Origin of the sequence: Micromonospora sp. NPDC051006, from assembly GCF_044456245.1 — a bacterium.
Classification (GTDB): Bacteria; Actinomycetota; Actinomycetes; order Mycobacteriales; family Micromonosporaceae; genus Micromonospora.
Genome location: NZ_JBITFP010000008.1, coordinates 115559 through 129996, shown reverse-complemented (window position 1 = coordinate 129996; position 14438 = coordinate 115559). Strand labels below are relative to the sequence as shown.

At 72.4% G+C, this 14438-nt stretch carries 13 protein-coding genes and 1 riboswitch; of the genes, 9 read left to right on the top strand and 4 right to left on the bottom strand.

The features are described from left to right. The first annotated feature begins 1 nt into the window (after position 1). The 6 genes from ACIBBA_RS15730 to ACIBBA_RS15705 all read left to right on the top strand — a co-directional run bounded on the left by ACIBBA_RS15730 (position 2) and on the right by ACIBBA_RS15705 (position 6784). Complete coding sequence (locus tag ACIBBA_RS15730; RefSeq protein ID WP_350870282.1) at positions 2-889, top strand: branched-chain amino acid ABC transporter permease; 888 nt, start codon at positions 2-4, stop codon at positions 887-889. Further along, positions 873-2084 carry a branched-chain amino acid ABC transporter permease gene (locus ACIBBA_RS15725; RefSeq protein ID WP_396697707.1) on the top strand — a complete coding sequence of 404 codons (1212 nt, stop codon included), beginning with the start codon at positions 873-875 and terminating at the stop codon, positions 2082-2084. Before ACIBBA_RS15730 ends, ACIBBA_RS15725 begins: the two co-directional genes overlap by 17 nt. Further along, the gene (locus tag ACIBBA_RS15720) at positions 2081-2821 is read left to right on the top strand and encodes an ABC transporter ATP-binding protein (RefSeq protein ID WP_396697705.1); all 741 of its coding nucleotides are present in this window, start codon (positions 2081-2083) and stop codon (positions 2819-2821) included. The genes ACIBBA_RS15725 and ACIBBA_RS15720 overlap by 4 nt, the downstream gene beginning before the upstream one ends. After that, a complete protein-coding gene (locus ACIBBA_RS15715; RefSeq protein ID WP_350870276.1) occupies positions 2811-3560 on the top strand; it encodes an ABC transporter ATP-binding protein in 750 nt (249 codons plus the stop codon). Before ACIBBA_RS15720 ends, ACIBBA_RS15715 begins: the two co-directional genes overlap by 11 nt. 109 nt (positions 3561-3669) lie before the next feature. Next, positions 3670-4632, top strand: coding sequence for a LamG-like jellyroll fold domain-containing protein (locus ACIBBA_RS15710; RefSeq protein WP_396697702.1), 963 nt, complete (start codon positions 3670-3672; stop codon positions 4630-4632). Positions 4633-4681: 49 nt separating this feature from the next. Further along, positions 4682-6784, top strand: coding sequence for a PQQ-dependent sugar dehydrogenase (locus ACIBBA_RS15705; RefSeq protein WP_396697700.1), 2103 nt, complete (start codon positions 4682-4684; stop codon positions 6782-6784). 91 nt (positions 6785-6875) lie between these two features. On the opposite strand, the gene ACIBBA_RS15700 is transcribed toward ACIBBA_RS15705, so the two are convergent. After that, positions 6876-7904 carry a LacI family DNA-binding transcriptional regulator gene (locus tag ACIBBA_RS15700; RefSeq protein WP_396697698.1) on the bottom strand — a complete coding sequence of 343 codons (1029 nt, stop codon included), beginning with the start codon at positions 7902-7904 and terminating at the stop codon, positions 6876-6878. 219 nt (positions 7905-8123) lie between these two features. Between ACIBBA_RS15700 and ACIBBA_RS15695 the strand changes: the two genes are divergently transcribed. From ACIBBA_RS15695 to ACIBBA_RS15685, 3 genes are all read left to right on the top strand, one after another. Further along, positions 8124-9275: a Gfo/Idh/MocA family protein gene (locus ACIBBA_RS15695; RefSeq protein ID WP_396697696.1), complete on the top strand. Its 1152-nt coding sequence runs from the start codon at positions 8124-8126 to the stop codon at positions 9273-9275. Between the two features lie 76 nt (positions 9276-9351). Then, positions 9352-10515 (top strand): dihydrodipicolinate synthase family protein, encoded by a 1164-nt coding sequence (locus ACIBBA_RS15690; RefSeq protein ID WP_396697694.1) that lies wholly within the window; start codon positions 9352-9354, stop codon positions 10513-10515. A 119-nt stretch (positions 10516-10634) separates the two neighbouring features. Next, positions 10635-11474: a sugar phosphate isomerase/epimerase family protein gene (locus ACIBBA_RS15685; protein WP_396697919.1), complete on the top strand. Its 840-nt coding sequence runs from the start codon at positions 10635-10637 to the stop codon at positions 11472-11474. Between the two features lie 12 nt (positions 11475-11486). Here the strand turns inward: ACIBBA_RS15685 and ACIBBA_RS15680 are convergent, their stop codons facing one another. From ACIBBA_RS15680 to ACIBBA_RS15670, 3 genes are read right to left on the bottom strand one after another with little or no spacing between them, the layout of a single operon-like run. After that, the gene (locus ACIBBA_RS15680) at positions 11487-12239 is read right to left on the bottom strand and encodes an amino acid ABC transporter ATP-binding protein (protein WP_396697692.1); all 753 of its coding nucleotides are present in this window, start codon (positions 12237-12239) and stop codon (positions 11487-11489) included. Next, entirely contained in the window at positions 12236-13015 is a 780-nt protein-coding gene (locus tag ACIBBA_RS15675) for an amino acid ABC transporter permease (protein ID WP_396697690.1), read from the bottom strand. The genes ACIBBA_RS15680 and ACIBBA_RS15675 overlap by 4 nt, the downstream gene beginning before the upstream one ends. 39 nt (positions 13016-13054) lie before the next feature. Beyond that, positions 13055-13921, bottom strand: coding sequence for an ABC transporter substrate-binding protein (locus ACIBBA_RS15670; protein WP_396697688.1), 867 nt, complete (start codon positions 13919-13921; stop codon positions 13055-13057). Between the two features lie 264 nt (positions 13922-14185). After that, positions 14186-14298: riboswitch (SAM riboswitch) on the bottom strand. Positions 14299-14438: the final 140 nt, after the last annotated feature.

The following is a 14438-nucleotide window of genomic DNA, read 5'->3' as shown; positions in this document are numbered from 1 at the left end:
GATGTCCTCTGGCGCGCTGATCTTCCAGAGCGTCGTCCTGGGCGTGCTCCTGGGCGGGCTCTACGCCCTGCTGGCCTCGGGTCTGACGCTCTACTTCGGCATCATGCGGGTGGTGATGATCGCCCACTCGGCGTTCCTCATCCTTGCCGCGTACCTCGCCTGGTGGTCGCACACCCGGCTCGGCGTCGACCCGCTGCTGTCGCTGGTCGTCACCGTTCCGCTCTTCTTCGGCTTCGGGGTGCTGCTGCAACGGCTGCTGCTGTCCCGGCTGCGCCCGGCGACGCTGACCATGATGTCGGTGCTGCTCACCTTCGCCATCGCGGTGACGATCGAGGGCCTGCTCGGCTACGCCTTCACCGGCACCCAGCGGCGCATCCAGCTCGGCTACGGCTCGGCGAACATCGAGCTGTTCGGCGCGCGGATCGCGGTGGTCAAGCTGATCGCGTTCGGCCTCGCCGCCGTCGCGCTGCTGACGCTCTACCTGCTGCTGAAGCGGACCACCTTCGGCTGGGCCCTGCGGGCGACCATCCAGCACCGCGACGCGGCCCGGCTGGTCGGCATCGACACCGACCGGGTCGCCGGCTTCGGTTTCGGCATCGGCCTGGCCAGCGCGGCCGTCGGCGGCACCGCGCTGGCGCTGGACACCACCATCTACCCCTCGCTGCACTGGCACTGGATCGGGCCGCTGATGGCGATCATCGTCGTCGGTGGGTTGGGCAGCGTGCCGGGCGCGGCCGCCGCCGCCATGGTGCTCGGGTTGATGCAGAGCCTGTTGCAGATCCCGCTGAACACCACCTGGGCGCAGACCATCTTCTATCTCGCGCTCTTCGCCACGCTGGCGTTCCGCCCGCAGGGATTCTTCGGAGGTCGGCTTGCCCAGCGCTTCTGACCCCAGCACGGCGACACCGCCACCGGCCGCCGTACCGCCACCGGCCGGATCGCCGCCGGCGTCGCCGGCCGGTGGACCGCTCGGCGTACGCCGGTCGGTGCTCACCACCGGTCGGGTCGTCCGCGGCGTCCTGCTCGTGGCGCTCGTCGCGGTGGCCCTCTCCTTCCCGTCGCTCGCCCCGAACCCCTACATCCTCTCGGCGGGCATCGTCGTGGTGAACTACGCGGTCCTGTCGACCTCGTGGAACTTCGTCGGCGGGTTCACCGGTTACATCTCGCTCGGGCACGGCGCGCTGGCCGGGCTCGGCGCGTACGGCACCGGGTTGCTCGTCACGAAGGCCGGCCTGCCGAGCTTCCTGGCCCTCGCGCTCGCGGCCCTCGCGGTCGCGGCGTTGGCCGTGCCGATCGGGTACGCGGCGCTGCGGGTCCGCGGCGCCTCCTTCGTGATCGTCTCCATCGCCCTGGTGCTGGTCCTGCTACTGATCTTCCAGAGCTGGGCGTCGTTCACCGGCGGATCCCGCGGGCTGGTCGTGCCGCGGCCGTTCCCGGATCTGCTGCGCCCCGAGCACCACCGGGTCTTCTACTTCCTCTTCGTCGGGCTGCTGGCGCTCGCGCTGCTGGCGTGGTGGCTGATCGACCGCTCGCGCTTCGGCCTCGGGCTGAAGGCGATCCGGGAGGACGAGGACAAGGCTGAGGCGCTGGGAACCCCGACCTTCACCTACAAGCTGGTGGTCTTCGTGGTGTCCGCCGGGTTCACCGGCTGCGCCGGCGGCCTCTACGCGCTCTGGTTCGGCGACCTCGACCCGGTCTTCCAGTTCTCCATCCTGACCGGCTCCTACATGGTGCTCATGGCGCTGCTCGGCGGGGTGCGCAACCTCTTCGGGCCGCTGCTCGGCGCCCTGGTCGTCGGCGTCGCGCTGGAGTACTTCAAGGTCGAGTACGGCAACACCCCGCTGCACCTGGTGGCGACCGGCCTGCTGCTCGCCCTGGTGGTGCTCTTCATGCCAGACGGCGTGCTGCCCGCGGTCGCGGCCCTGCGGGACCGGTTCCGCCCGGCCCAGCACTCGATCCGCGAGGTGACCGCCGCCGAGCTGCGCGAGCAGCGGGAGCGCGCCGATCCCGAGGCCGGGTCACCCGAGCTGGCCGGGGCGGGCAACGGCGGCTCGGGCACCCGGTCGGCGAAGGAGCGGTCATGAGTGACGGGCAGACACTGCGCACGGAGGGCCTGACCAAGGCGTTCGGGGGCGTGGTCGCGCTCGACGGCGCCAGCGTGGCCTTCCACTCGGGCAAGGTGAACGCGCTCATCGGGCCCAACGGCTCGGGCAAGACCACGTTCTTCAACTGCGTCACCGGCATGATCCGGCCGGACGGCGGCCGGACGACCTACCGGGGGCGCGACATCACCCGCGCGTCGCCGCACGCCATCGCGCACGCCGGCGTCGGTCGTACCTTCCAGCTCTGTCGGGTCTTTCCGCGGATGTCCGCGCTGGACAACGTGCTCGCCGCGGTGCGCCCGGCGGGCCTGCTCGGTCAGTTGCGTGGCGCGCACGGTCGGGCCGAGGTCGACCGGGCCCGCGGCTGGCTGACCCGGCTGGGCATCGAGCACCTCGCCGACGTCGAGGCGCGGAACATGTCCTGGGGGCAGCAGAAGCTGCTGGAGCTGGCCGGTGTGCTGATGAGCGATCCGGAGACGGTGTTGTTGGACGAGCCGGCCGGCGGGGTCAACCCGGCGTTGCTCGACCGGATCGGTGGCCTGGTGCGCGAACTCAACGCCGAGGGCCGGACCTTCGTGATCGTCGAGCACAACATGGACCTGGTGATGAGCATCAGCGACCACATCGTGGTCTTCGACCGGGGACGGCCGATAGCCGAGGGGCCACCGTCAGTCATCCGCTCCGACGAACGCGTGCTGGGGGCCTACCTTGGCGTCTGAGATCGAACTCATCGACATCCAGGCCGGCTACGGGCGCGCCGCGCCGGTGCTGCGCGGTCTCTCCGTCGCGGTGCCGGCCGGCACCATCGTCTGTCTGGTCGGCCCGAACGGCGCCGGCAAGTCCACCGTGCTCAAGGTCGCCAGCGGGCTGCTTCCGCCGCGCGAGGGGCGGATCCTGGTCGGCGGCCGGGAGGTGACCGGCCAGGGCCCGCAGCGGATGCTCGCCGCCGGGGTCGCCCACGTCCTGCAGGGGCACAGCGTGTTCCGCGAGATGACGGTGGCCGAGAACGTGCTTCTCGGCGGCTACACGCTCAAGGACAAGGCGTTCATCGCCGAGCGCGTCGAGTTCGTCAAGGAACTCTTCCCGGTGGTGGCCGAGCGCTGGGGCAGCCTCGCCGGGCTGCTCTCCGGCGGGCAGCAGAAGCAGGTGGAGTTCGCCCGCTCGCTGATGGTGGATCCCAAGGTGGTCCTGCTGGACGAGCCGTCCATGGGCCTCGACCCCAAGGCGACCGCCACGGTCTTCGAGCAGGTGGTCCGGATGCGCGACGCCGGCACCGCCGTGCTGCTCGTCGAGCAGAACGCGCGGCGGGCGCTGGAGACCGCCGACCTCGGCTGCGTGCTCGATCTCGGCCGGGTGCACATCTCCGGCCCGGCGTCCGAGCTGTTGGCCGACCCGCAGCTCGGCGAGCTCTATCTCGGCGGACGACCCGCCGAGCCACCGGTCGCGCCCAAGCGCTGAACCCGAAACGGCACCACCGCAGCACCGACATAGGGAGGTCCGGCCGCTCCGGAAGACGCTTGCCCGGGCGGTGGACCGACGAAGTTCGTGGCACAGAGAGGTGTACGCGATGTCGAGAGCAGGACGCGCGGTCGCCGCCACCGCCGCACTCGTGGCGGCCGGTGTGCTGGCGGGAGCCGCGGCGCCACCCGCGCTGGCCGGCGCCCCCGGCCCGCGCGACGTCCACCCGTCCCTACGAGAGAACCTGGTCGCCTTCTACGACTTCGACCACCCGGTCCCCGGCGACCCGGCGCTCGAGCGCGACCAGGGCCGGTCCGGCACCGAGATCGAACTGGTCAACGGCGGCGCGCAGATGCGGGTCGCGGACCGCGCCTACCGGGGCGCCGGCCGGGCGCTGCAGACCCGGCAGGTCGAGCCGAGCGTCGCCGGCAACGACGACTGGAAGGCCGGCATCTACTCCGCCGGCGGCGTGCGGACCATGCGTCCGTTCAACGCCGTCGCCGGCACCACCGTGATGGGCTGGTTCAAGGTGGAGATGACCAGCCCGCGCCCCAACTCCAACACCGCCGACCCCGACGACCTGTTCAACGCGATCGGGCTCGCCGGCGTGCTGACCGGCGACTCCGACGGGCACGGCGTCCGGGCGCTGCTCGAACTCATCGACGTCAACGGTGAGCTCCGGCTCGTCGCGCTCGGCCGGCGTCTCGACGGCGGCAACTCGCAGACGTTCGCGGCGGACGGGGACTGGCGTACCCTGCTGCCGGCGGGCGAGTGGGTGCACCTCGCCGCCACCTTCGACTTCGCCACCGGCTCGATGGCGCTCTACCGCAACGGCCGGCCGCTCGCCGGCTTCTACACCCGTACCGACGACCCGTGGCTGGTGAGCGGCCCGGGCCCGCACGTCACCACCGCCTCCGATCCGCGTGGCATCAAGATCGGCGGCAGCTATCCGCAGGACACCCGCGAGCAGAACCCGTGCGACTGCCGGATGGACTCGCTGATGTTCCTCGACCAGGTGGTCTCGGCGCGTGACGTCGAGAAGCAGTACCGGCACATGACCCGGGGGCACTGACCGCCCCGCCGCCCGTCCCGCCATCCCCGTCCCGAGAATGGAGTGACCCTTGCGCATCTCCACTCGTCGCGCGCGCAGACCGGTGACCACCGCCGTGCTCGCGGCCGCCGCGCTCACCCTGTCGCTGCTGGCCGCGACGCCCGCCCAGGCGGCCGACCCGATCTACGATCCGATCCCCGAGGCGCAGATCCAGAGCCGCCTCGGGCTCGTCCTCGAGGAGTACACCTCCTTCCCGAAGTCCGAGCCGACGCCCGCGCCGACCGACCCGCGGCTGATGCGGCAGGCCCGGATCAACACCATCATGGAGATCCCCGACGGCTCCGGCCGCCGGGCCGTGCCCGATCTGAACGGCCAGCTCTACGTCGTGAAGAACGGGGTGCCGCACGTCTACCTCGACGTGGCGGCGACCTTCGCGCCGAAGTTCTTCTCCGGTCGCGGGCTCGGCCAGGGCTTCGGCTACGTGGCCTTCCACCCGGACTTCAAGCGCAGCGGCAAGTTCTACACCGTGCACACCGAGCAGGCGGCGCTGGCGACCGAGGTGCCGGACTGGTCGCAGAGCGGCACCATCTTCCACGGCATCATCACCGAGTGGACGGCGAGCGACCCCGCGGCCGACACCTTCGCCGGCACCCGGCGGGAGGTGCTGCGCATCGGCTTCGGCGGCCAGGTGCACGGCATCCAGGAGATCAACTTCAACCCGACGGCCAAGAAGCGCGACCTCGACTACGGGATGCTCTACATCGCCGCCGGCGACGGCGGGCTCGGCGTACGCAACACCGACCCGCAGAACCTCGCCCTGCCGCACGGCAAGCTGCTGCGGATCGACCCGCTCGGCACCAACGCCGCGAGCGGCCGCTACGGCGTCCCACCGTCGAACCCGTTCGTCGGCCGGCCCGGCGCGCTCGGCGAGATCTACGCCTTCGGCTTCCGGGATCCGCACCGGTTCAGCTGGGACCGGCAGACCGGCGCGCTCTACCTCGGCCACATCGGCGAGCACGCCATCGAGGCGATCTACGAGGTGCGGGCGGGCGACAACTTCGGCTGGAGCGAGCGCGAGGGCGCCTTCGTCTTCGACAAGACCTCGACGCGTCCGTGCGACAAGCTCTTCCCGCTGCCCGAGGACGACGAGCAGTACGGCTACACCTACCCGGTGGCGGCGTACGACCACGATCCGGCCCCGGGCTGGAACTGCACCTCGGACGTCGGGGTCGCGGTGGCCGGCGGGTTCGTCTACCGCGGCCGGGACGTGCCGGCGCTGCGCGGCAAGTACGTCTTCGGTGACCTGGTCGACGGCCGGGTGCTCTACACCGAGGCCAAGCAGATGCGCCGCGGGGAGGGGCTGGCGCCGATCCACCGGCTGGCTCTCTTCGACGCCGCCGGCAATTCGGTGCGGATGCAGGACCTCTCCGGCCCTGGCGCGCCCGCGCCCAGTGACCCCAACCGGGTCGACCTGCGGTTCGGCACCGACGCGCAGGGCGAGCTCTACCTGCTGGCCAAGGCGAACGGAAAGATCTGGAAGGTGACCGGTACCCGGGAGTTCGCGAGCGGCCAGGTGGGCAACACCAAGGTTCGGGACACCATGCGCCCCAGCAACTGGGCGCCGGTGACCCCGTCGAAGTGGCAGTTCACCGGCAAGCAGGTGATCCTGGCCGAGGCCGGCGTGGCCCGGCCCGGTCCGCGTCGCCCGTTCGAGTACGCGGTACTCACCGCCGGCCCGGAGTTCGCCGCGGTGGACGTCACCGCCGAGGTGCGCCTGGACACCCCGGTCGAGGTGACGAACCGAGACGTGATCATCGTGTTCGGCTACAAGTCCGACACGGAGTTCTACTACGCGCACGTCTCGACGGACAACACGATCCTGCCGCACAACGGCATCTTCAAGGTCAACAACGCCGACCGGGAGCGGATCGACTACCAGTGGAACGGTCGCTCCCGCGGCGCCGCGCCGGCCATCGTGGACGCGGACTGGCACACCGTGCGGGTCAAGCACCTGCCGGCGACGGGAGAGATCGCTGTCTACATCGACGGGGCGAAGGACCCACTGATGACCGCGAAGGACACCACGTTCGGCTCGGGTCGGGTGGGCTTCGGCTCGTTCGACAACATCGGGCGGATGCGTGACCTCACCGTACGCGGCACCCCGGCGGCCTGACCGGCCGCCGGTCCGGCCGGACGGGCAGGGGAGCGGCGGCAACGTGGCCGCCGCTCCCCGCTCGCTCGGCTCGCGGGTCGGCGCCGCCGGGTCAGGCCGGTATCCGGGGAGTGCTGGCCCGCAGCACCACCTCGCCGCCGATCCGGCGCAGCCGGGGCCACTCGACGTCGTCCTCCAGCGCCAGCCGGACGGCCAACGCCCCGATCTCCTCCAGCGGGATCCGCACGGTGGTCAGCCCCGGATTGACGTCGCGCAGGGTGGCGATGTCGTCGAAACCGGCGATCGCCATCGCGGCGGGAAGATCGAGCCCCCGATCACGCAGCGCGGCCATCGCGCCCACCGCCATCACGTCGTTGACGGCGAACACGCAGCTGACGTCGGGCGAGAGGTCGAGCAGTTGCTGCATGGCCTGGTAGCCGCCGTCCCGGGTGAACGGCCCGGGCACCACGTGCTCCGGGGCGAGCCGGGCGCCCCGGCGGGCCAGCGCCTCCCGGAAACCGGTCACCCGCTCGGTGGCGGTGACCAGGTCGCCCGGACCGGAGAGCACCGCGAACCGGCGGTGCCCGAGATCGTGCAGCGCCTGCCCGAGGTCGCGCGCGCCGGCGTGGTTGTCGATCGAGATGGTGTCCACCGGGAGGCGCGGCTGGCTGACCGCCACCGCCCGCCCCCCTTCGGCCTCGAACGCGGCGAGCTCGTCGGCGAGCCGATCGGTGGCGGCCCGGTCGTCGGTGCGACTGCCCACCACGATGACGACGCTGGCCCAGTGCCGGCGGAACGCGCCCACGTAGTCGGACTCCGCCCGGGGCCGGCGCTCGGTGCTGGCCATGGTGACCAGCAGCCCGTGCGCCTCGGCCTCCCGCATCACCCCCGCGGCCACCGCGGAGAAGTAGGGGTCGGCGATGTCGTGCAGCGACAGGCCGACGATGTTGGTCCGGCCGCGGGCCATCGCCTGGGCGTGGGCGTTGGGGGAGTAGCGCAGCTCGGCCGCGGCCTGCAGCACCCGCTCGCGCAGCTTCTCGCCGACCACCCGGTTCGCGCTGCCGTTGAGGGCGCGGGAGGCGGTGGCCAGCGACACGCCGGCGCGGCGCGCCACGTCGTGCAGCGTGACGGAACCGGTCACGAAACCGTTCCTTCCCGAACTCGACCGCGGGCGGAAATCGCTTACCGCCAGCGTAGGAAGCGGTCGATCACCTCGTCAAACCCGTCGTCCGGCCGGTGGCCCGGATCCGCGTGGCCGAGCGCCCGTTCCCGCCGTCGACCCACCGGTGCGGCGGGGGCTTGCACGGGTGCCGGGCTCTGCCATACCGTCTCGGTAAGCGCTTTCCAAGGAGGTTCGTCGATGGCCGGTCGCAAACTCGGAGTGGTGATGAACGGGGTGACCGGCCGGATGGGCTACCGGCAGCACCTGCTGCGGTCCGTCCTCGCCATCCGGGAGCAGGGCGGCGTGCCGCTCTCCGACGGCACCCGGGTGCAACTCGAACCGCTGCTGGTCGGCCGCAACGAGACCAAGCTGCGCGAGATCGCCGAGCGGCACGCGCTGCCCCGCTGGACGACCGACCTGGACTCCGCGCTGGCCGACGCCGACTACCCGGTCTACTTCGACTCCCAGCTGACCCAGGTCCGGGAGAAGTCGCTGATCAAGGCGATGGACGCCGGCCGGCACGTCTACACCGAGAAGCCCACCGCCGAGTCGCTCACCGGGGCGCTCGAGCTGGCCCGGCACGCCCGGCGGGCCGGGGTGAAGAACGGCGTGGTGCACGACAAGCTCTACCTGCCCGGGCTGATGAAGCTCAAGCGGCTCGTCGACGGCGGCTTCTTCGGCCGGATCCTGTCGGTGCGCGGCGAGTTCGGCTACTGGGTCTTCGAGGGCGACTGGCAGCCGGCGCAGCGGCCCAGCTGGAACTACCGGGCGCAGGACGGCGGCGGCATCGCGCTGGACATGTTCCCGCACTGGAGCTACGTGCTGGAAAACCTGTTCGGCGCAGTACGGGCGGTCACCGCCCGGGTCGTGACGCACATCCCTGAGCGCTGGGACGAGCAGGGCCAGCGCTACGACGCGACCGCCGACGACGCCGCGTACGCCATCTTCGAGCTCGACGGCGGCGTCGTCGCCCAGGTCAACTCGTCCTGGGCGGTCCGGGTCAACCGGGACGAGCTGGTGGAGTTCCAGGTCGACGGCACCGACGGCAGCGCGGTCGCCGGGCTGCACCGCTGCCGGGTCCAGCCACGGGCGGTGACCCCGAAGCCGGTGTGGAACCCGGACCTGGTGGAGACCCAGGTGTTCCGCGACCAGTGGCAGGAGGTGCCGGACAACGCCGTGCTCGACAACGGCTTCAAGGCCCAGTGGGAGCAGTTCGTCCGGCACGTGGTCGAGGACGCGCCGAACCCCTACGACCTGCTCTCCGGCGCCCGCGGAGTGCAGCTCGCCGACGCCGGGCTGCGCTCCTCCCGGGAGGGCCGCCGCATCGAGCTGCCGGAGCTGACCGCATGAGCGAGCGCAGCGGACCAGTCCCCGGGCACCGTGCGCCCGGGCCGCACGCCGGCACCGACCGACGCAGGGTGCCGGCGTGAGCGCGACCGTGCGGCTGCCGCGCGCCGACGGGTCGTGGGAGCAGCGCCGCCTCGCCGATCCGGCCCGCTGGCAGCGGCCGGCCGAGCCGCTCACCGCCCGGATCGCGTTCGCCGCCGCGCACGTGGTGGCTGACCCGCTGGGCGACAACGTGCCCGGCGCGCCGGCGGTGGTGGACTGGGAGTCCACTCTGGCGTTCCGCCGGCACCTCTGGTCCTACGGGCTCGGGGTGGCGGAGGCGATGGACACCGCCCAGCGCGGCATGGGGTTGGACTGGGCGGCCACCCGCCAGCTCATCGACCGCAGCGCCGCCGCCGCCCGCGAGGTGGGCGGCCGGATCGCCGCCGGCGCCGGCACCGACCACGCGCCGGCGGACCTCACCTCCCTGGACGACGTCACCGCCGCCTACGAGGAGCAGATCGAGATCGTCGAGGCCAGTGGCGCGCAGGTCATCCTGATGGCCAGTCGGCAACTGGCCCGGCTGGCCCGTGGCCCGGAGGACTACGCCAAGGTGTACGAGCGACTCCTCGGTCAGGTCTCCCGCCCGGTGATCCTGCACTGGCTGGGGCCGATGTTCGACCCGGCGCTGCACGGCTACTGGGGCTCGGCGGAGGTCCCGGCGGCCACCGCCGCGTTCCTCGACGTGATCGGGCGGCACGCGGGCAAGGTCGACGGGGTGAAGGTGTCGCTGCTCGACGCGGAGCACGAGCGGACGCTGCGGTCCGCCCTGCCGGCCGGGGTGCGCCTCTACACCGGCGACGACTTCAACTACCCGGAGCTGATCCGGGGCGACGGCACGCACCACAGCGACGCCCTGCTCGGCGTCTTCGCCGCGATCGCGCCAGCCGCGTCGGCGGCCCTGCAGGCCCTCGGCCGGGGCGACCTGGCGAGCTACGACGCGGCCTTCGCACCGACGCTGCCGCTGGCCCGGCACATGTTCGCCGCCCCGACCTGGTACTACAAGACCGGCGTCGCCTTCCTGGCCTGGCTCTGCGGCCACCAGCCCGGCTTCACCATGGTCGGCGGCCTGCAGAGCGCCCGGGGCGTCGTCCACCTGGCCGAGCTGGCCCGGCTCGCCGACGACGCCCGGCTGCTGCCCGACCCCGACCTGGCCGCCGCCCGGCTGCGGGCCTTCCTCGACGTCGCAGGGGTGCCGCGATGACCGCCACGGGTGGTCCGGCACCATCCACCGCGGACACCACCGTCGACGGCCCCGCGCCGGCATCTCCGGACACCACCGTCGACGTGCCCTCCGGTCGGGCGGCCGTCGAGCCGACCCCGGTGCCGGGCGACCCGCGGCTGGCCCGGCTCTCGCTCAACCAGAAGACCACCGACCGGTGGTCGGTCGCCGAGGCGGTCGCCGGCTGCGTACGGGCCGGCCTGCCCGCGATCGGGTTGTGGCGCGAACCCGTCCAGGCGATCGGCGTACCCGCCGCGGCCCGGCTGGTCGCCGACGCCGGCCTGCGGGTCTCCTCGCTGTGCCGGGGCGGGTTCCTCACCGCCGCTGATCCGGCGGCCCGACGCCGCGCGCTCGACGACAACCGGCGCGCCATCGACGAGGCCGCCGGGCTGGGCGCGGAGTGCCTGGTCATGGTGGTCGGTGGCCTGCCCGACTCGTCCCGCGACCTGGCCGGCGCCCGGGAGCGGGCCGCCGACGGGATCGCCGAGCTGGCCCCGTACGCGGCGCGGCACGGGGTGCGGCTCGGGCTGGAGCCCATGCATCCGATCTTCTGCGCCGACCGCGGGGTGCTCTCCACCCTCGGCCAGGCGCTCGACCTCGCCGAGCGGTTCCCCGCCGATCAGGTCGGCGTCGTGGTCGACACCTTCCACGTCTGGTGGGACCCGGACGTGCTGGGCCAGATCCGGCGGGCCCGGGCCCGGATCGTCAGCTTCCAGGTCTGCGACTGGATCACCCCGCTGCCGCCGGACGCCCTGCTCTCCCGGGGCATGATGGGCGACGGGCACATCGACTTCCCGCTGCTGCGCCGGGCCGTCGAGCAGGCCGGCTACCAGGGGGACGTCGAGGTGGAGATCTTCAACGCCGAGGTGTGGGCGGCCGACCCCGAGGCCGTCGTCGCCACCATGGCCCGCCGCTACGTCGGGCACGTGTTGGCGGACTGACCGGCCCGGGGTTCAGAGCACCTGGTCGAGGAAGCGGCGCAGCCGCGGGTGCTCGGCCGCCTCGAAGATCGCGGCCGGCGGCCCGGCCTCCAGCACCACCCCACGGTCCATGAAGGCCACCGTGTCGGCGACCTCGCGGGCGAAGCCCATCTCGTGGGTGACCACCACCATGGTCATGCCGCCGGTGGCGAGGTCCGCCATCACCCCGAGCACCCCCTTCACCAGCTCCGGGTCGAGCGCGCTGGTCGCCTCGTCGAAGAGCATCACCTGCGGCTGCAACGCCAGCGCTCGGGCGATCGCCACCCGCTGCTGCTGGCCGCCGGAGAGGTGCGCCGGTCGGGCGTCGGCCTTGCCGGCCAGCCCGACGAGGTCCAGCTGGGCCCGGGCCACCGCCACCGCCTCCTCCTCGCTCAGCCGCTTGATCCGCCGCAGCGCCAGGGTGACGTTGCGCAGCACGCTCATGTGCGGGAAGAGGTTGAACTGCTGGAAGACCATGCCGATCCGCTGCCGCAGCGCGTCCGGGTCGTCGGCCAGAACACTGCGTCCGTCCAGCAGCACGTCGCCGCGGTCCGGCTCGATCAGCCGGTTGATGGTCCGCAGCAGGGTGGACTTGCCCGACCCGGACGGGCCGATCACGCAGGCGGTCGTGCCGCGCGGCACGTCCAGGTCGACGCCGCGGAGCACCTGGTTCGCCCCGAAGGCGAGGTGCCCGTCGCGGACACCCAGGCTGACCGAGGTGCTGGTGCTCGTGGTGTCGGTGCTCATCGCTGACTCCCTCCCGCCGCGCCGGGCAGCGTCAGGTCCATGTCGGAGGCGTCGTCGGTCGGCGGGGCGCCCGGGCGGCCGTGTCGCAGCCGCCGGTCGATCGCGTTGACCACGTGCGTCAGCGGCACGGTCAACGCCAGGTAGAAGAGCCCCGCCAGCAGCAGCGCGGACTCGTTGCCGGTGGTGGCGGCGTAGTCCTGGCCGATCCGGAACAGCTCCCGCTCGCTGGCCACCAGGCCGAGGAAGTACACCAGGCTGGAGTCCTTGATCAACGCGATGAGCTGGTTGACCCAGGCCGGCAGGACCCGTCGTACGCCCTGGGGGATGATCACCATCCGCATCGACTCGCCCCAGGAGAAGCCGAGCGCCCGCGCGCCCTCCAACTGGGCCGCCTCCACCGACTGGATGCCCGATCGGAAGATCTCACCGATGTAGGCGGCCGCGATCAGGGAGAGCGCCAGGATGCCCAGCGGGTAGGGGTTCGGGCCCCAGACCTGCATGCCGAGCGGCGCCAGCCCGACGCCGATCAGCAGGATCGTCGCGGCGGCCGGCAGGCCCCGGAACACGTCGGTGTAGACCCGCGCCGGCCAGCGCAGCCAGCGGGTGCGGGAGATGCCGGCGATGGCCAGCAGCATGCCCAGCACCGAGCCGAGCAGGGCGGCGGAGACCGCCAGGATCAGCGTGTTGGGCAACCCGACGGTCAGCATCTCGGGCAGCGCCTCGCGCATCGATTCCCAGTCGAAGAAGGTCTCCCACAGGGTGCGCAACGGATCCATAGTCGCCTCTCCTACCGCCCCGCTCGTCGTCTCGTACCGTCAGGACGCGGCCGACGCCGACGGCGCCGCCGGAACCGCCACCGTGCCGCTGCCCGGCTTGAAGTCCGCCGGCACCGGGCGGCCCGGGTAGTACTGGGCCTGCAGCCGGCTCCAGGTGCCGTCGGCGATCACCTCGTCGAGGGCCTTGTTCAGCGCCTCGCGCAGCTTGTCGTTCCCCTTCGCCACGGCGTACGCGGTCGGCGCCGGGCTGAGCTGCTTCGCGGCCACGGAGATCTTGCCCCCGCTGTCCGCGGCGGACTTCTCACCGATCTCGGCCGGGGCGATCCAGGCGTCGGCGGTGCCGGCCTTGAGCTGGTTGATCGCGCCGTTGTAGTCCGGCACCCGCACCGGGTTGAGCTGCTTGCCGGTGGCGTAGTCGTCCTGCACGGTGCCCTGTACCACCACGACCCGCTTGCCGCTGAGCTGGTCGAAGCTGGTGATCGGGGAACCGGCCGGAACGTCGAGTCCGAAGTAGCCGAAGTCGTAGCCGTTACCGAAGTCGACGGTCTTCTTGCGCGCCTCGGTGATCGTGATCGAGGAGCTGCCGACGTCGAACTTGTGGTTGTTGACCTGGGCGAGCAGCGCGGAGAAGTCGGTACCGACGAACTCCACCTTCAGGTTGATCTTCGCGGCGACCGCGCTGAGCAGGTCGTTGTCGAAACCGGTGAACTTGCCGTCCTTCAGGTACACGTTCGGCGGCGCGTCGGTGAGCGTGCCGGCCCGCAACACGCCGGGCTGGAGCAGCTCGTACGGGTTGTCCGCCGCGCTGGACGAGGCGTCGTCGCCGCAGGCGGTGAGGGCGGCGGCGCCGAGGAGTGCGGCCACGCCGAGGGCGGCCACCCGGGTCAGGGCAGGAAGAGATCGCACAGGTGTCTCCGAATGGTGTCAGCGGCGGGGCACGGGCGTGCGCCGCCGACGGTGCGCCCGATGGGCGTACCGCGGGATCGATCAGGGGAGCGGGGGCGGGCGCCTCAGCGCGAGGGGCGACACGCGGCGCTGCAGACCCACATCATGTCGACGTGGCGGCGCCGGGTCAGGGCCACCGGCGCGGGCGACGGGACCGACGCGGCGACCGGAGGAGTGCTGGTGCGGATCATCATGGTTCTCCTGGGTCGGGTTGACCTGGGAACCAGGCCACGCTTGCACCGGAGGTTGCTCCGATGCCTGGTCTTCACCCGGGGCACCCCACCGCGGAGGAGGGTTGCCGGCCAGCGAGCCGGGGCTTGACGCTGGCGCTCATGACCTGCGCCGAGGCTAGCAGGGCGGTACGGGGCATCGTCCACCCGTTATGACCACGCTCACCCGGGCCGGCCGCGCCGGAGCGGGTCACGCGCCCGAAGCCGGGCGAATCGCCCACCGGGCGTGGGCGGCGGTGACACCATCA